The organism is Mesorhizobium sp. M8A.F.Ca.ET.021.01.1.1 (assembly GCF_003998025.1).
Taxonomy (GTDB): Bacteria; Pseudomonadota; Alphaproteobacteria; order Rhizobiales; family Rhizobiaceae; genus Mesorhizobium.
Window position 1 is genome coordinate 1 of record NZ_RZSJ01000080.1, and the last position, 15,685, is coordinate 15,685.

18 protein-coding genes are annotated in these 15,685 nt (G+C 63.7%); 8 read left to right on the forward strand and 10 right to left on the reverse strand.

Going from position 1 to position 15,685, the window contains the following annotated elements; all coding sequences use genetic code 11:
• The 6 genes from EOA36_RS09400 to EOA36_RS09425 all read right to left on the reverse strand — a co-directional run.
• Positions 1–893, reverse strand: an 893-nt coding sequence (locus EOA36_RS09400; protein WP_145969134.1) for a ribokinase, incomplete at its 3' end; no start/stop codon positions are given.
• Positions 894–982: 89 nt separating this feature from the next.
• Complete coding sequence (locus tag EOA36_RS09405; protein WP_127277096.1) at positions 983–1,465, reverse strand: hypothetical protein; 483 nt, start codon at positions 1,463–1,465, stop codon at positions 983–985.
• Positions 1,440–1,964, reverse strand: a complete 525-nt coding sequence (locus EOA36_RS09410; RefSeq protein WP_127277098.1) for a hypothetical protein — start codon at positions 1,962–1,964, stop codon at positions 1,440–1,442. Before EOA36_RS09410 ends, EOA36_RS09405 begins: the two co-directional genes overlap by 26 nt.
• Positions 1,931–2,323 (reverse strand): hypothetical protein, encoded by a 393-nt coding sequence (locus tag EOA36_RS09415; RefSeq protein ID WP_127277100.1) that lies wholly within the window; start codon positions 2,321–2,323, stop codon positions 1,931–1,933. The genes EOA36_RS09410 and EOA36_RS09415 overlap by 34 nt, the downstream gene beginning before the upstream one ends.
• Before the next feature lie 21 nt (positions 2,324–2,344).
• Entirely contained in the window at positions 2,345–2,815 is a 471-nt protein-coding gene (locus EOA36_RS09420) for a hypothetical protein (RefSeq protein ID WP_127277102.1), read from the reverse strand.
• A 221-nt stretch (positions 2,816–3,036) separates the two neighbouring features.
• Positions 3,037–3,915 carry a bifunctional helix-turn-helix domain-containing protein/methylated-DNA--[protein]-cysteine S-methyltransferase gene (locus tag EOA36_RS09425; protein WP_127277104.1) on the reverse strand — a complete coding sequence of 293 codons (879 nt, stop codon included), beginning with the start codon at positions 3,913–3,915 and terminating at the stop codon, positions 3,037–3,039.
• 115 nt (positions 3,916–4,030) lie between these two features.
• Between EOA36_RS09425 and EOA36_RS09430 the strand changes: the two genes are divergently transcribed.
• Positions 4,031–4,846: a class I SAM-dependent methyltransferase gene (locus tag EOA36_RS09430; protein ID WP_127277106.1), complete on the forward strand. Its 816-nt coding sequence runs from the start codon at positions 4,031–4,033 to the stop codon at positions 4,844–4,846.
• A gap of 59 nt (positions 4,847–4,905) precedes the next feature.
• On the opposite strand, the gene EOA36_RS09435 is transcribed toward EOA36_RS09430, so the two are convergent.
• Positions 4,906–5,400, reverse strand: coding sequence for a DUF2244 domain-containing protein (locus tag EOA36_RS09435; protein ID WP_127277108.1), 495 nt, complete (start codon positions 5,398–5,400; stop codon positions 4,906–4,908).
• Between the two features lie 22 nt (positions 5,401–5,422).
• Between EOA36_RS09435 and nth the strand changes: the two genes are divergently transcribed.
• Positions 5,423–6,229 carry an endonuclease III gene (nth, locus tag EOA36_RS09440; RefSeq protein ID WP_127277110.1) on the forward strand — a complete coding sequence of 269 codons (807 nt, stop codon included), beginning with the start codon at positions 5,423–5,425 and terminating at the stop codon, positions 6,227–6,229.
• Here nth and EOA36_RS09445 read toward each other — a convergent pair.
• On the reverse strand, positions 6,223–6,678 hold the full coding sequence (locus tag EOA36_RS09445) for a DUF2214 family protein (protein ID WP_127277113.1): 456 nt from the start codon (positions 6,676–6,678) through the stop codon (positions 6,223–6,225). The two genes, nth and EOA36_RS09445, sit on opposite strands and share 7 nt — an antisense overlap.
• Positions 6,679–6,905: 227 nt before the next feature.
• On the opposite strand from EOA36_RS09445, the gene EOA36_RS09450 reads away from it, so the two are divergent.
• Both EOA36_RS09450 and EOA36_RS09455 read left to right on the forward strand, forming a co-directional pair.
• Positions 6,906–7,445, forward strand: coding sequence for a GNAT family N-acetyltransferase (locus EOA36_RS09450; RefSeq protein WP_127277115.1), 540 nt, complete (start codon positions 6,906–6,908; stop codon positions 7,443–7,445).
• A gap of 64 nt (positions 7,446–7,509) precedes the next feature.
• Positions 7,510–8,610: an OmpA family protein gene (locus EOA36_RS09455; RefSeq protein ID WP_245464303.1), complete on the forward strand. Its 1,101-nt coding sequence runs from the start codon at positions 7,510–7,512 to the stop codon at positions 8,608–8,610.
• Between the two features lie 4 nt (positions 8,611–8,614).
• On the opposite strand, the gene EOA36_RS09460 is transcribed toward EOA36_RS09455, so the two are convergent.
• Positions 8,615–11,113 carry an EAL domain-containing protein gene (locus EOA36_RS09460; RefSeq protein ID WP_127277121.1) on the reverse strand — a complete coding sequence of 833 codons (2,499 nt, stop codon included), beginning with the start codon at positions 11,111–11,113 and terminating at the stop codon, positions 8,615–8,617.
• Between the two features lie 243 nt (positions 11,114–11,356).
• The gene (locus EOA36_RS09465) at positions 11,357–12,127 is read right to left on the reverse strand and encodes an IclR family transcriptional regulator (protein ID WP_127277124.1); all 771 of its coding nucleotides are present in this window, start codon (positions 12,125–12,127) and stop codon (positions 11,357–11,359) included.
• A 183-nt stretch (positions 12,128–12,310) separates the two neighbouring features.
• Between EOA36_RS09465 and EOA36_RS09470 the strand changes: the two genes are divergently transcribed.
• The 4 genes from EOA36_RS09470 to EOA36_RS09485 all read left to right on the forward strand — a co-directional run.
• Positions 12,311–13,288 (forward strand): tripartite tricarboxylate transporter substrate-binding protein, encoded by a 978-nt coding sequence (locus tag EOA36_RS09470; RefSeq protein WP_127277127.1) that lies wholly within the window; start codon positions 12,311–12,313, stop codon positions 13,286–13,288.
• A gap of 142 nt (positions 13,289–13,430) precedes the next feature.
• Positions 13,431–13,967, forward strand: a complete 537-nt coding sequence (locus EOA36_RS09475) for a tripartite tricarboxylate transporter TctB family protein (protein WP_127277130.1) — start codon at positions 13,431–13,433, stop codon at positions 13,965–13,967.
• Positions 13,968–13,971: 4 nt separating this feature from the next.
• A complete protein-coding gene (locus EOA36_RS09480) occupies positions 13,972–15,495 on the forward strand; it encodes a tripartite tricarboxylate transporter permease (RefSeq protein WP_127277132.1) in 1,524 nt (507 codons plus the stop codon).
• A gap of 15 nt (positions 15,496–15,510) precedes the next feature.
• A partial coding sequence (locus EOA36_RS09485) for a CoA transferase (protein ID WP_189553157.1) occupies positions 15,511–15,685 on the forward strand: 175 nt, incomplete at its 3' end.

The following is a 15,685-nucleotide window of genomic DNA, read 5'->3' on the forward strand; positions in this document are numbered from 1 at the left end:
TGCAAGGCCTGGTCGACGTCTTTCGCCAGCGGGATCGCCGGCTGGGCGCCGGGCTTGAGGCAAGCGAGCGAGCCGGCAGCGCCGGCACGCGCAAGTGCCTGTTCGAGCGTGAGGCCCGACGACAGGCCGGCGGCGAAATAGCCGCAGAACGTGTCGCCGGCCCCAACCGTGTCGACCGGCGTGATCTTCAGCGCGGGAACAGTCAGGAAATCGCTCGGTGTCGCCGCCATCACGCCATCGCCGCCGAGGGTGACGACGATGGTGCGTCCGGTTTTCCCGGCAAAATCGCGCATGCGGGCCGCACGATCGCGACCCTTCAAGGCCAGCGCTTCACCATAGAGGTCGAACTCGGTCTCATTGGCGACCGCGTAGTCGGCCTTGCCGAGGAAGGCGGCTGCCTCGCCATGAAAAGGGGCGGTGTTGAGGACAGTGACCGCGCCGGCCGTCCTTGCCTGGTCGAGTGCCGCATCGATCGTCGCGAGCGGAATCTCATGCTGCAGCAGCACGACGTCGCCCTTCTTCAGAAAAGCCTTGGAGAGGTCGCCGGGCACCACGGAAGCATTGGCGCCGGGCACCACGGCGATGATGTTCTCGCCGTCGTCGCCGACCATGATCAGCGCCGTGCCGGTCGAGGCAAAGGTCTCTCCCACGCCAGACAGGTCGACCTTGGCCTCGCGCAGCAACGCCAGTGCTTCGGGTGCGAAATTGTCCTTGCCAACGGCGCCGACCATGCGCACCTGAGCGCCGGCACGCGCGGCGGCCAATGCCTGGTTGGCCCCTTTGCCGCCAGGCGCCGTCGAGAAACTGGAACCGCTTACCGTCTCACCGGGGCTCGGCAAGCGGTCGACGTTGGCGATAAGGTCGAGGTTGATCGAGCCGACAACGACTATCAAGAAAGTGCCTCCTGCTGAACGCACGGGAAGCTACCCTGCCAGGCCGTTCGATGCCAGACCACGCGAATGGTCCAGCGCGATTTGCTGCCTCACTCGCATCGCACGGTGACGATGCCCTGATAGTTGCCGGCGGGGAAGATACCGCTCGATTTGGTGGCGGTGAGGTCGATCTGCATGGCGTGGGTGCCGTTGACGACCCTTTGCGGCACGCCCCCATTGTTGTCGACCCCCGAGCCATCGAGGCGGTAGACCGAGGCGAAGGTCACGTTGGTGCCGCCGCCGCTCGGCGCCGACGAGAACGCGGCAGGCGCGGGCGCTGAAACAGAATAACAGTCAAGCAGGTTAAGTATCGAGCACAGCAGGGAGCTAGCCACCACGGTGGCATTGGCGCTCGATCCGCCTGCCTGCTTGGAGCCCAGTATGCCGATGGCCGGATTTGCGGTCATCGTGCCCGATGCCCCGACCATGATGGTGCAGGTGCCGATGATCGCCGCCTGCGCCGGAAGGCAGAAACCGGCGAGTGCGGCCATCGCAAGCAGCGCCCGGTTATTTCTTCTTCTTTTTCTTGCCATCGCTGTTTCCGGTCCTGATGCTCCAGCCTTCGTTGGCCCATCCAGGTGATGCGGCAGCGGTGGCGGGAGCGCTTGCGGCCACGCTCGCGGTCGTGCCGCCGTCGACATTGACGCCCATCTTCAACAGCTTTAGCTCCATCTGAAGGCGCTGCACCTCGAGTTCATAGAGCCGGCTGCAGTCGAGACGCTTCGGCGTCCGGCCGATCGGGATCACCACCCGGCCATAGGTGGCGACGCCATTGTTCGTCTGGCTGTTGCCTCTGATAACGCCGAGATCGACATAGGCACCGGAACCGGAAACGGCGGAACGGCAAGTGGTGCCATCCGCGGCGTGAACCTCGTCCTGGCCCTGGGGTAGAGTGACACCGGGCAAGTTGAAGCCGTTCTCGTTCTGGTTGAGATTGTAAATCTGTTCCTGGGCCTGGGTTGGAGCGGTGCTGGTCACAGCAACCGCGAGCGCCAGCGTCAGGACTTGCGGTGCCCAAAAAACTTTCCGCATATCTGTGCCCTTATCTGCGTCTGTTGATTGGGAAAGGGGATGCTCTCGGTACAGATACGCACTTTACGCTCGGCAGCGCCGCCGAAGGGCACGACCACAAGGACAGGGCGGGAAGCCTGCGAGCCCAATTGGAAGACACTTGGAGAGATCTTGGCGTCCACCGGCTGAAAATCCTGATCGTAGACGTGGATTTCGACCTTGATCTTCCGGTCGTAGGGATTGGCGGGGAACACGCGGACCGCGAAGGCGTCGGTGAAACTGTTGACCTCACCCCGCATCGGCGACATCGACTGGGCGCCCGCGGCAATGGGCATCAATCCGGCGGCCAATGCCGCCGCCAGGTTCAGAGCATGTTTCAAGGATCCCTCCTTCGCGACGGCCTATTCGCAGCGCAGTGTTACGGTTGCCTGATAGTTGCCGTTCGCGAAGCGGTTGCTGCCACCCTTGGTGCCGGCGAGATGGACCGAGACAAGGTCGGCGCCGGGGGCGGTCAGGGCGGTGGAGGAACCCGTTTCCGCGATCGTGTGGGCGCCGCTGGACAAATAGGTCGGTGTCCAGGTGGTGGCCGTGCTGTCGGCGGCCGGCACGGTGGTGAGGGTCACCGGATCGACGCTCAGCGAAACACCTCCGGTGGTGGTGAGCGTGACTGTTCCAGCCGAACCGCCGCTGTTGTGCGAGCTCAGCGACTGGAGGTCGGGGCTCACCGTCATCGTGCCGTTGGAGCCGACAACGAGCGTGCAGGTCGCGGTTACCGTGCCGTTGAAAATGACATTCTGCGTTGTGGCCATCGCGGCGTGGTCCAGGCACGCGAAAAGCAAGGCTGCACCGACAGTGGTGCGAAACAACGTCATAGAGACCCTCCTATTAAGTCGGACCGCCCGAATTAATATGGGTCATCATCGCTTTAGCATGGTTAATTTAGCGTAAACTCAAATAAAGTGTCGAAACAACAGTCATGAAGAAACCGATGGTTGTCACCGGTTGTATCCAGCGATTCCGAAAAGATTCGCACTAATACTTTAAAATCCGAATATTCATATATTCCTTGGAACCGGAATTAAAAATCGACATTTCAGGACGAAATCTGCCCCGCCTCCCAGCCCAGGATGGCGCGCTTGCGGGTCAGGCCCCAGTGATAGCCGGTAAGATCGCCTGATTTGCCGATGGCGCGGTGGCAAGGCACCACGAAAGAGAGCGGGTTGGCGCCGTTGGCGGCGCCGACCGCGCGGCTGGCGCTCGGCGCGCCGATGCTGGCGGCGATCGAGGAATAGGTGCGGGCCTTGCCCATCGGGATCCGCAGCAAGGCTTCCCAGACGCGGACCTGGAAGTCGGTGCCGATCATGACGACGTGCAGCGGCTGGTCGGCGCGCCACAACGTCGGCTCGAAGATGCGCGCGGCATAAGGGCCTGTCGCTTCCCGGTCCTCGACATAGAGGGCGTTGGGCCAGCGCCCCGACATGTCGGCGAAGGCGGTGCGCTCCTCGCCGGCGTCGGAGAACGCGAGGCCGGCAAGCCCGCGGTCCGTGGCCATGATCAAGGCGGTGCCGAATGGGGAGGGGTGATAGCCGTAGCGGATGGTGAGGCCGGCGCCGCGCGTCTTGTAGTCGCCAGGCGACATCGCCTCATGGGTGACGAACAGGTCGTGCAGCCGGCCGGGACCGGACATGCCCAGTTCAAAAGAGGTTTCGAGCAGCGGCATGCCGGAATCGAGCAGCTTGCGCGCATGGTCCAGCGTCACCGCCTGCAGGAAGGCCTTGGGCGACAGACCGGCCCAGCGGGTGAAGAGTTTTTGCAAGCCGGTCGGCGTCTCGCCGACCTCTTCGGCCAGTTCTTCCAGCGATGGCTGGTCGCGATAGTCGAGGCTGATCTTCTCGATGGCGCGGCGCACGATTTCGTAGTCGCTGCCCTTGGGCGTGATGTCCCTCTTGAGGACTGCCGTGTGTGTGCTCATGGACCTGTCTCCTTGGGCGGGAATATCGCCCCTTGGGGCGCCGATCGCCACCCGAAACTTGCCTTCTTGCAGCACCTGCCCAGATAGACTGGGGATTCGAGCCCGGGAGCCGCTCATGGTTGGCGAAAAAGTACATTTGACGGGAGCAAAAGAGACCTTGCTCATGACCCTGTACGGCAAGGCGCTGGAGAGCAGGATGCCCCAGTCGCTGCTCGGGGACCATTTCGCCGACGCGGCGCTGCGCAAGATCGACTATGATTTCGCCAGGCTCAAGGTCGACGAGAATCTCGGCATCGGCCTGGCGATCCGAGCCAAGACATTGGACGTCCGCGTCGAGGATTTTCTGGCCAGAAATCCTGGCGCCATCGTGCTGCATCTGGGTTGCGGGCTTGATACCCGCATCTTCCGGGTCGATCCTCCACCGTGGGTGGACTGGTTCGATATCGACTATCCCGAAGTGATCGAACTCAGGCGCAAGCTCTACCCGTCCCGCGACCATTCCCGCTTCATCGCTTCGTCGGTGACCGAGCCGGGCTGGTTGGCCGACGTGCCTCGCAACCGCCTGGCCATCGTGGTGGCGGAGGGATTGACGCCCTATCTCCCCGCCGACGAAGGGCTGCGCCTGCTTTCACGGCTTGTCTCGCATCTTGCCGGCGGCGAACTGATCTTCGACGCCTACAGCCGTTTCGGCCTGACGCTGCTTCGCCTCAATCCGACGATCAAGGCGACGGGCGCCGAGGTCCACTGGGCGATCGACGACCCGCACGAGCTGGAACTAGCGGTTCCGAAGCTGCGGTTCATCGAGGATATTTCGGCCTACAAGCCCGAGCACGCTGCCCGCATGGGCTGGTCCGCCAAGCTGTTCGTCCGCCTTTGGAAACACATTCCGGCGCTGCGCAAGGTCGGCAGGCTGCTGCGGTATCGCTTCTGAAGCACATTGTTTGCCGCAATTGCGGACGGAAAACCGCTTCACACTTTTCTGGGAATTGCTTAGCGCGCCTTGGCGGTCGCCAGAGCGCGCGCGAAGGCGGTGGCGAAGCTCTCGCGGGAATCGGGATCGAGGAAGCCGCCGATCGGCACGTTCTGGCCCTGTGCTTCCACGGTCATTCTGGTGATGCCGATCTCGGCGTGCCGGGCGATCGAAAACCGAGCCCAAAACGGATTGAAGCGGTGCGCTTCCGACTTTCCCGAGGGGGCCGTCTTGCGGATATCGAGGCTGGTTCGCGAGACCGACACTTCCTCGCGGGCGCGGGCGGCCCGATAGTTGACGCGGAAGGCGATGTAAACGGCGATCACGTCGAGGCCGAAGAAGCCGAACACCGGCCAGGCGCCGCGGGACAGGAAGAACGCGCCCGTCACCAGCCAGCCGAACGTCAGCGCGCCCATCAGGATCAGGAAGCCCGTCCTGCCCAGCGACCGGTGTGGGGTCAGCAATGCATGAAAAAAGGGCTCATCAGCCTGAAACGAGGCGTTTGTGTCGCTCATGACAGACTATTATAGGAGGGAAATGGCGCGCCCCAAGTCCAAAGATTCGTCCCTGCCCAAAAGTGAACTGTTGCCCGGACGGCGCGTCGGCGCGAACGCCAAACCGCGCCCCAGGCCCGCGCGGTCCAGATCGATCTACAGCCCGACGGAAGTGCACGAGATATTCAGGCGCTTTTCGGTGCAGCGACCGGAGCCCAAGGGCGAGCTCGAACATGTCAACGCCTTCACGCTGCTGGTGGCCGTGGTGCTTTCGGCGCAAGCGACCGATACGGGCGTCAACAAGGCGACGCGCGCCCTGTTCAAGGTTGCCGATACGCCACAAAAGATGCTGGCGCTCGGTGAAGCCAGGGTCGGCGACTTTATCAGGACCATCGGTCTCTGGCGCAACAAGGCCAAGAACGTCATCGCCCTGTCGGAGGCGCTGATCCGCGACCATGGCGGCGAGGTGCCTGACGACCGCGATGAGCTGGTCAAGCTGCCCGGTGTCGGGCGCAAGACCGCCAATGTCGTGCTCAACATGGCCTTCGGCCAACATACGATGGCGGTCGACACGCACATCCTGCGCATCGGCAACCGGCTTGGCCTGGCGCCCGGCAAGACCCCGGAACAGGTCGAGCAGGGATTGTTGAGGATCATCCCGGACGAATATATGCGCCACGCCCATCACTGGCTGATCCTGCATGGCCGCTATGTCTGCAAGGCGCGCAAGCCGGATTGTCCGGCCTGCGTCATCGCCGATATCTGCAAGGCGGAGGTGAAGACGACCAGCATTCCGGCACCCCTGGTGCCGATCGCTCCACTTGAAACGGTTTCCGCCGACGATCAGTAGCCGTAGCCACGCGCCATCGCCGCCGCGAAGACCGGGATCAGCAGGAAGACGAACGCCTCGGCGCGGATATAGGTCTTCACCGAGGCCAGTTCGCCGACAGGCACGGCGAAGGAAGGATTGGTACTCGCCTGCCGGCTCCAGGAAATGAAACGCACGGTCGGGACGATCGACAGCAGGCCGACGATGCCGAACGCCGCCATCTTGGCCCAGAACACCCAATTGTGGACGTAGAACTCCCAGCCCTTGAGCCCCCAGACGACACGGCCGATGCCGACGATGATGATGAGCGCGGCGATGATGCCGTAGTGGCGGTCGATGCCGGCGAGCCGCTTGAGCGTCGCGGCGGGCAGGTCGCCACGGATCAGCACGAATTCGGCGCCGATGATCCCCGCCAGCGAGAACACCAGCAGATGGTGGATGATGGCGAGCACGAGGTCGGTGGTGTCCATGCTCGTTTCCCTCGGATCGGCGGCACTGGGCGCCTCAAAATTTGGGCTGCTGAATCAGCCCGCGTCGAAAATAACACCGCCGCGCAAAAATCCCAAAGCGCTGCCCGGATGTCGTGAAGGCAGCCGGACGTCGCGCTTTCGTCCTGGATGACGGTCCCTGGGTTCCCTGGCTCTTGCACGGCGCCGTCGATTTGCTAACCCGCAGGCCGTAACGCGAGGCAAATCCAATGAATCCGACGCAAGCGACTGTCGCCCCCGTCATCGAGACGCCACGAACCATCCTGCGGCCACACCAGCTCGGCGACTTCGATGCCTATGCCACGATGTGGGCCGATCCGGTCGTCACCCGTTTCATCGGCGGCAAGCCGCGTACGCGTGAGGAAAGCTGGATGCGCTTCCTGCGTCACGCCGGCCTGTGGTCGCTGTTGGGCTATGGGTTCTGGGCCATCGAGGAGAAAGCGACTGGCCGCTTCGTCGGGGAGGCCGGGTTCCACGATCTGAAGCGCGACATGGAGCCGTCGATCGAAGGCATCCCCGAGGCGGGGTGGGCGCTCGCTCCGGCCGCGCATGGCGCTGGCCTTGCCACGGAGATCGTCAGCCGTGTGCATGGCTGGGGCGACCAGACGTTCGGACGTGCCAGAACCGTCTGCATCATCGATCCCGAAAATACGGCCTCGTTGAACGTCGCCAGGAAGTGCGGCTATACCGAGCTGACGCAGACCCTCTATCACGATGCGCCGACCATCCTGCTGGAGCGGCTGCCCTGAGTGGCGTCATCGACTGGACATACCCGCTCTGCTAGCATCGATCATCAAGCGAGGGGATCGATCGATGCATGCATTAAAGTCGACAATCATGAGGTTTTTCTGGGCGGGGCTTGTTCTCGCGCTGACACTGCGGCTCGCGGCAGCCGACGCGACGGTGCCGACCGCCGATATCGGGGGCGCCGCCGACAATCAACTGGCCAAGCGCTACGAAGGCTCTTTCATCGTGTCCTACGCAAAGCTTGCCTTTACCGACTTCAGCGTACCGCTGTCGCCCCTGAAGCCAAGCGCAGATCCGGACGCGCGCGACGCCATGAACAATCGCGTTTTCGCGCCGGACAAGAAGGCCGAGGTGGAGGGTGCCCTGACCCGTATCGCCTATGTGCTGCCGGCCGAGCGCTCGCCGCTCGAGGTGCTGCGCAATTATCAGGATGTGATCAAGGCAGCAGGCGGCGAAGTCCTGTTCGAATGCAAGAAGGAGGAATGTGGCGGCGCTGCCGACCGCTCGTCGAGCGGCGGCGGCGGCGACATGAGCCTGACGATGTATTCCTTCCACGAAAGCGATCTCAAGGACGCGGCATTCTCCAATGGCGCTTGCGCGTTGGCTTCCGGCATCAACGACCAGCGCTATTTCTCGGCCAAGGTGCCACAGGACGGCGGCGACGCCTATATCACGGTACAGACCTATTCGTTGACCGACGATCTCTACTGCAAGGAACTCAACGGCCGCACCGTTGCCGTTGTGCAGGTGCTGGAACCCAAGGCGCGCGACAAGAAAATGGTGGTCGTCGAGGCGGCCAAGATGGCGGATTCGATTTCCGCCACCGGCAGCATTTCACTCTACGGCATCTTCTTCGACACCGGCAAGGCGGTCATCAAGCCGGAATCGGAACCAACGCTTAAGGAGATTTCGACGCTGCTGGCAAACGAACCCGATATGGCGGTCATCGTCGTCGGTCACACCGACAATCAGGGCGCCTTCGACTATAATATCGATCTGTCGTCGCGGCGTGCGCAAGCGGTCAAGAAGGTGCTGGTGTCGAAATATGGCATCGACGGCAAGCGGCTGACCGCCGCCGGCGCCGGCATGATGGCGCCCGTCGCCAGCAATGATGACGAGGCGGGCCGTGCCAAGAACCGCCGGGTGGTTCTGGTGAAACTGAACTGATCGTTTAGCCGGCCTTGCGACCCAGTTTCCGAGCAAGGTCGGCCCATGGATCGGCGCTCGGCGCGGCCGGCGTGACGCTCCGGCCCAGCAGCACCGTCGAGGCATCGAACGGCGTCGGCCTGGCGATCCCGTAGCCCTGGGCATAGTCGACGCCGATGGTCTTCAGAGCGGCGGCGATGTCGTCGCTTTCGACGAATTCGGCGATGGTGCGCTTGCCCATGACCTTGCCGATATGGTGGATCATCTCGACCATGGCGCGGTCGATGCGGTCATCCAGCATGTCCTTGACGAAGCTGCCGTCGATCTTGAGGTAGTCGACCGGCAGGTGCTTCAGATAGGCGAAGGACGACATGCCGGAGCCGAAATCGTCGAGCGCGAAACGGCAGCCCAACCCGCGCAGGTCGGCCATGAAGCGCATGGCACTGGTAAGATTGGCGATGGCGCTGGTTTCGGTGATCTCCAGGCAGATCATGGCCGGCGAAATGCCATGGACGAGGAACTGCTCGCGCAGGAAGCCGAGAAACGTCTCGTCGCCGAACGTCGCTCCGGAAAGATTGATGGCGCATGTGGCAATCGGCGGCATGCGCTGATCGGCTTGCCGCGCCGCCAGGATGCGGAATGTATTGCGCACCACCCAACGGTCGATCGACGGCATCAGGCCGTAGCGCTCGGCGGCGGGAATGAAGCTCTGCGGGGTAACGAAGCCGCCGTCTTCATCGGTCAGCCGCAAGAGAATCTCGATATGCGCTCCAGCCTCGGCGACGTCGTCGTTGAGCGGCCAGATTTCCTGGGCATGAAGCCTGAAGCGATCTTCTTCGAGCGCGGCGTGCAGGCGCTGCACCCAGGCCATCTCGCCGAAGCGCTCGCGCAAGGCGACGTCGCCGTCGCTATGGATCTGGACGCGGTTGCGGCCTTTCTCCTTGGCCATGTAACAGGCGACGTCGGCGGCACGCAGTGCCTCCTCGATCGTCACATGCGTATTGGCGATCTGCACCATGCCGACACTGACGCTGGTGTTGAAAGGCCGGCCATCCCAGGCGAAATGCAGCTCCTGCACGGCGGCGCGCAGCCGTTCGGCGATGTCGGCCGCATTGTCCGCCTCGCAATCGATCAGCAGCACGCCGAATTCATCCCCGCCCAACCGGGCCAGCACGTCGCCCGGCCCCAGCTCGTTGATCAGCAGCGAGGAGATCTGGCGCAGCAACTGGTCGCCAGCGGCATGGCCGCACGTATCGTTGACCAGCTTGAACTGGTCGAGATCGAGATACATCAGCGCATGCTGGCGGGCCCCGTCCTGCAATTCGACGATCGTCCGTTCCAGCCGGCTTTCGAAATCACGCCGGTTGGCGAGCCCGGTCAGCGCGTCATGCGAAGCCTGCCAGGAAAGCCGCTCGATATAATCCTCTTCCCGGGTCATGTCGTGGAAGGCCAGCACGGCGCCGACGATCCCACCGGAAACGAGCAGCGGCGCGCCGGTCAGCGCGACCGGAACAACGGAGCCGTCCGGCCGCTGCAGCAATTGCGGACGGGCGCTGGAGCGGCGTGGCTCGCCGGCCAGCAGGCGTTCGATCAATTGAGGCTCTTCGACGCTGGTGTCCTTGTCCACCAGCCGAAACAGCGACGCCAACGGCTTGCCTCTGGCGGAGCCGAACGGGCATGCCAGCAATTTCTCGGCAACCGCGTTCATGTAGTCCAGCCGCCCATCGGGGCCGGTGCTGATGACGGCCTGGCCGATCGAAGCCAGCGTGACCTGGGCGCGCTCGCGCTCGGCGTTGAGCGCCAGCTGGAAGGCCTGGCGCTGCGCCAGAAGTTTGCGGGTGCGCCAGACGGCGAGCAGTATCAGCAAGGCGGCGGTGACGAGATTGGCAAAGGTGAGCAGCATCTTGATGAAGCGCGATCCTTCGCCGAGGCTGTCCGAGAAGGCCTTGGAGAGCGGGCTGATCTCTCGATCGAGTTGATGGATTTGCGTCTTCCAGGCGCTGATCTGGGCCAGGGATGCCGGGGCCTTGCTCAGTTTGTCGTGCATCTCGTCGCCGAGCTGCCGGATGGCGAGGATCATGACATCGGCCGCCGTCCAGTGCCGCACGGCGGCGTCGAGATAGCTGAAGCTACGGAAATTCTGGAACAGCCAGATCATCCCCGCAACGTCGTCCGGGTGGTTCCTGCCGTGCAGAAAGCCCGCGCGTGCAGCCTGGGTGTCGGGCTCGGACTGCTCGAGGGCCAGACGGGCCGAGCGATCGGCCAGTGGAACGGCGATCGCGGCACGATACTCGCTGAAGAATTCCTCATTGCCGGTATCGGCGTAGAGGCTGAGGAAATAGATGGCGTGCTTTTGCCCCTTGGACCACTGGCTTTCGCCGCCGACATAGGCGCGAACCGCCGAAAGCGTATAGAGGCTCAGGCTGGCGACCAGCGCCTGAATGAGAACGACGGCGACGAACGGCCACACAAGCCCGAGAAGGCGGGGGCTTGCGTCCATCGATGACAGCTTCATCGAATTCATGGACGTGCCATGATCCTGTCAGCGCGTCCGTCCGGCTGTTTCATCCGCCGGTTGAGACGATGTTGCTCCCTCATGTCGCTCAGATGGCGACACCAATCCGGGTATCATGAGGGGCTTAACAGCAAATAAATAGTTTCCGGCTGCCGGGAATGACCGAATATTACGCTGCGTCAAGTAACAGCTTCAAGTTGAATCAGTTTGTATTCGAAACCTGGCGGCCCTCTTCCGGCCCTAGCCGCGTGGCTACGGCAGAGCGTCCGCCGCTAGGCTCGCCTGCTCCAGCATGGAGGCATCCTCACCGAAGGCACGGGTGGCACGGGCCGCCGCCTCGAGCAGCGGGCGCTTCATGCGCTGCAGGAAGGCTGCGTCGACGCGCGTGCTTGGACCAGCCAGCGTCAACGCGCCAAGCAGCACATGTCCCGGCCCGAAAACCGGCGCCGACACGCCAGCAGTCTCGGGGTCGCGATCGCCCACGGCGAGACAGTTGCAGGTTTTGCGGATGGTTTCGTAGGGTTCGCCCTGCTGGCCGGAAAACGCTGCCAGCACGCGGCCGCCGGAGCCGGCCAGCAGAGGCAATACGTCGCCTTCGCGTATCGTGTAGCGGATCGGATGCTTGGATTCGACGCGGTAAAGACAAGTGCGCACGTCTCCCGAGCGGACGTAGAAGGCAACGCTCTCCCAGCTTCGTTCGGAGAGCTCGCGCATGATCGGCAACAGGATGTCGACCGCCACGACCGAGCGCTGGTAAAGCGCGCCCAGCCGAAAGGCGGCGGGCCCGACACGGTAGCGCCCATCGTCGAGGCGCTCGAGCAGTTGGCCGCGCAACAGCGAATTGGCGAGCCGCAGGATCGTGCTTTTGTAGAGGCCGGTGCGCCCCGCGATTTCAGCCAGGCTAAGCGAGCGGTCGACCGTGGTGAAAGCATCGAGGATGGCGATCGCCCGATCGAGTGCGGCAACACCGTCGGCGGACGCTCGGCGGATTTCCACATCGGCTGAGTTGGCTGGTAAGTCCATTGCGGTTCCAAATCGGAGAAGCCCGAGCGGAACCACTCTGTCGCGCCGCTGGAGCGTTCTGTCCAGCAGAATATCGTTCCTGTTGACGGAACGAGGTCAAATCTGCTTGAACTCGATCACGGGTCTGTGAACAGGCGCGTTTTGGCAGGCACCGGAGGAGGTGTCGTGATCTGGAGGAATCCCATGCTGAACAGACGCAGATTTTTGATGAGTACGGCGGCGGCAGGCGCGGCCGGGCTGGTGGCATCGCATTTCTCACCCGCCTTCGCAGAAGGTGCACCGCAGATCCAGGTCTTCGTGCCGGCGGCACCCGGCGGCGGCTGGGACCAGACGGCGCGCACGATGGACCAGGTGCTGCGCAGCGAGAAGCTCATCTCGGGCTCGCAGATCACCAATGTCGGGGGCGCCGGCGGCACGGTCGGGCTGCCGCAGTTCATCAATCAGTGGGGCGGCAAGGGCAATTCGCTGATGGTCGCGGGCATGGTCATGGTGGGTGCCATCATCGCCAACAAGGCAGCCAACAACCTGACCCAAGTCACCCCCATCGCCCGTCTCACCGGTGAGTTCGAGGCGCTGGTGGTGCCGGCGGACTCGCCGTTCAAGACGGCCGCCGATTTCGTCGCGGCTCTCAAGGCCGATCCGACGAAGGTTCCAGTCGCGGGCGGTTCCGCCGGAGGCTCAGACCACATCCTGTTCGGCCTGATCGCCAAGACGGTCGGCGTTCCGGCCCCCAGCCTTTCCTACGTGCCGTTCGCGGGCGGCGGCGAGGCCTTGTCGGCGTTGCTCGGTAACCAGGTCGCGGCCGGCATTTCCGGCTTCGGCGAGTTCTCCGAGCAGGTCAAGGCCGGCGCGCTCAGGCTGCTCGCCATTTCGGCCGACAAGCGCCAGGACGGCATCGACGCGCCGACGCTGAAGGAAGCCGGCATCGATGTGGAACTGTTCAACTGGCGCGGCGTCTTCGCGCCACCCGGCGTTTCCGATGCCGACAAGGCGGCGATGATCACGCTGGTCGAGACCATGGCCAAGAGCGATGCATGGGCGAGCGAATGCAAGAACCGCAATTGGACGTCCATCCTGCTCACCGGCGACGATTATGCGAAATTCGTCGCCGAGGATTCGGCTCGCATCGAGGCCATCCTCAAGGATCTCGGTCTCGCCTGATTTTTCCCCAAGGGGCGGCTCGCGCCGCCCCTCATTTTTCAATCGCAGCCGACCGCAGGGAGGCGATCGGTCTAAAGGTGAAGGTACGGTGCAGGCTGGCTGCGGGCTGCCGCCGGTCTCGGCCATAACGGGGAGGACGTTCATGAGCACCATCAACCAGCCGGCGGCGCCCCCACGCCTTGCCGTACCGGAATTGTCGATCGGCATCGGCCTTCTGGCCTGCGCCGGGGCTGTCGCCTGGCAGACGCTGGCGATCCCGGTGTCGCCGCTCTATTCCAAGGTCGGTCCGACTGTCTTTCCCTATCTCACCATGGTCGGCCTCGTGGTGCTCTCCCTGCTGCTCATCCTCGCCGCACTTCGCGGCGGCTGGCAGCCGGAGGAGGAAAAGGAAACTTCGACCGACTGGAAGGCGATGGGCTTCGTCGTCATCGGTCTTCTGGCCAATCTGCTGCTCATCCAGCCGCTTGGCTTCACCGCCGCATCGGTCATCATGTTCGTTCTGGTCTGTTACGGCTTCGGCAGCAGGCACACGCTGCGCGATGTGCTTACCGGGCTGGTGCTGGCGCTGGCGGCTTATTTCGGCTTCGCCAAGGCGCTCGGCGTCAACATCGGCGCCGGCTTCATCGAGAACCAGTTGAATACGGTGATCGACGCTTTCACCAGCACGCCGGGAGGCTGAGACCGTGGAAACGCTCGGCCATCTCGCACACGGTTTTGCGGTCGCATTCTCGCCGACCAATCTTTTGTGGTGCCTGCTCGGCACCACGCTCGGCACGGCCATCGGCGTGTTGCCCGGCCTCGGGCCGGCACTGACCATCGCGCTCCTCTTGCCGATCACCTACCAGGTGGCGCCGGAGGCGTCCTTCATCCTGTTCGCCGGCATCTATTACGGCGCCATGTATGGCGGCTCGACGACGTCGATCCTGCTCAACACGCCAGGCGAGAGCGCAACCATCGTCACCGCGCTGGAAGGCAACAAGATGGCCCGCTCCGGCCGCGGGGGCGCCGCGCTCGCCACCTCGGCGATCGGCTCCTTCGTCGCCGGCACGCTCGGCACGCTGGGCGTCGCCTTCCTGGCGCCTGTCGTGGTCAAGTTCGCGCTGGCCTTCGGCCCGGCCGAATATTTCTCGCTGATGGTGCTGGCCTTCATCACCGTTTCGGCGGTGCTTGGTTCATCGTCGGTGCGGGGTTTGACCAGCCTGTTTGCCGGCTTCGTAATCGGCATGATCGGCGTCGATCTGCAGACGGGCCAGCCGCGCTTCACCTTCGGCATGACCGAACTGCTCGACGGCGTCGACGTCATCATCGCCGCCGTCGGCCTGTTCGCGGTTGGCGAGACACTTTACATGGCCTCGCGCCGCTATGCCGGCAAGGACGAGATCGTGCCGCTGAAAGGCTCGCTCTACATGACGGCGGCCGAATGGGGGCGTTCGTGGAAAGCCTGGCTGCGCGGCGCCGCGATCGGCTTTCCGATCGGCGCCATGCCGGCTGGCGGCGCAGAGATCCCGACCTTCCTGTCCTATGCGATCGAAAAGAAACTGTCGAAGCACAAGGAGGAATTCGGAACGGTCGGCGCCATCGAAGGCGTTGCCGGGCCCGAGGCCGCCAACAACGCGTCCGCGGCAGGCGTGCTGGTGCCGATGCTGACGCTCGGTCTGCCGACCTCGGCGACGGCGGCGATCATGCTGTCGGCCTTCCAGAGCTACGGCATCAATCCCGGGCCGCTGCTCCTGACGACACAGGCCGACCTTGTCTGGGGCCTGATCGCCAGCCTGTTCATCGCCAACGTCATCCTGGTCATCCTCAATTTACCGCTGATCGGGCTGTGGGTGCGGCTGCTGAAAATCCCGGCGCCGCAGCTTTATGCCGGGATTCTGGTGTTCGCCACTGTCGGCACCTATGGCATCTCGCAGTCGCCGATCGATCTCGTCATCCTCTATCTCCTGGGGGCCGCGGGCTTTCTGATGCGGCGGTTCGACTTCCCGACCGCGCCCGTCATCATCGGCATGATCCTGGGGCCGCTCGCCGAAACCCAGTTCCGCCGCGCGATGACCATATCGAACGGCGACTGGTCGGTGTTCTACAAGCATCCACTGTCGCTGACCTTGCTGACGCTCGCCTTCATCGGCCTTGTCGGGCCGCATGTCTGGGCCTTCATCGAGCACCGGCGCCGGCGCGGGCCCGAACATGTGCCGGGCGATGCCTGAGCGATTTGCAAAGACATGACAGACCTGCTTTCCGGTATCCGCGTCCTCGACCTGACCAATGTGCTCGCCGGGCCTTACTGCGCCTATCAGCTGGCCTTGCTGGGAGCCGACGTGATCAAGGTCGAAGGACCGCAAGGTGGTGACCTGGCGCGCCAGCTCGGCGGCTCGCCAAAGCTCAACAATGCCGGCA

Bases quoted from the DNA above. Each gene is read 5' to 3' on its own strand.
- EOA36_RS09405 (WP_127277096.1), bottom strand. From the start codon at position 1,465: ATGGCAAGAAAAAGAAGAAGAAATAACCGGGCGCTGCTTGCGATGGCC.
- EOA36_RS09410 (WP_127277098.1), bottom strand. From the start codon at position 1,964: ATGCGGAAAGTTTTTTGGGCACCGCAAGTCCTGACGCTGGCGCTCGCG.
- EOA36_RS09420 (WP_127277102.1), bottom strand. From the start codon at position 2,815: ATGACGTTGTTTCGCACCACTGTCGGTGCAGCCTTGCTTTTCGCGTGC.
- EOA36_RS09425 (WP_127277104.1), bottom strand. From the start codon at position 3,915: ATGAGCACACACACGGCAGTCCTCAAGAGGGACATCACGCCCAAGGGC.
- EOA36_RS09430 (WP_127277106.1), top strand. From the start codon at position 4,031: ATGGTTGGCGAAAAAGTACATTTGACGGGAGCAAAAGAGACCTTGCTC.
- EOA36_RS09435 (WP_127277108.1), bottom strand. From the start codon at position 5,400: ATGAGCGACACAAACGCCTCGTTTCAGGCTGATGAGCCCTTTTTTCAT.
- nth (WP_127277110.1), top strand. From the start codon at position 5,423: ATGGCGCGCCCCAAGTCCAAAGATTCGTCCCTGCCCAAAAGTGAACTG.
- EOA36_RS09445 (WP_127277113.1), bottom strand. From the start codon at position 6,678: ATGGACACCACCGACCTCGTGCTCGCCATCATCCACCATCTGCTGGTG.
- EOA36_RS09450 (WP_127277115.1), top strand. From the start codon at position 6,906: ATGAATCCGACGCAAGCGACTGTCGCCCCCGTCATCGAGACGCCACGA.
- EOA36_RS09455 (WP_245464303.1), top strand. From the start codon at position 7,510: ATGCATGCATTAAAGTCGACAATCATGAGGTTTTTCTGGGCGGGGCTT.
- EOA36_RS09460 (WP_127277121.1), bottom strand. From the start codon at position 11,113: ATGAATTCGATGAAGCTGTCATCGATGGACGCAAGCCCCCGCCTTCTC.
- EOA36_RS09465 (WP_127277124.1), bottom strand. From the start codon at position 12,127: ATGGACTTACCAGCCAACTCAGCCGATGTGGAAATCCGCCGAGCGTCC.
- EOA36_RS09470 (WP_127277127.1), top strand. From the start codon at position 12,311: ATGCTGAACAGACGCAGATTTTTGATGAGTACGGCGGCGGCAGGCGCG.
- EOA36_RS09475 (WP_127277130.1), top strand. From the start codon at position 13,431: ATGAGCACCATCAACCAGCCGGCGGCGCCCCCACGCCTTGCCGTACCG.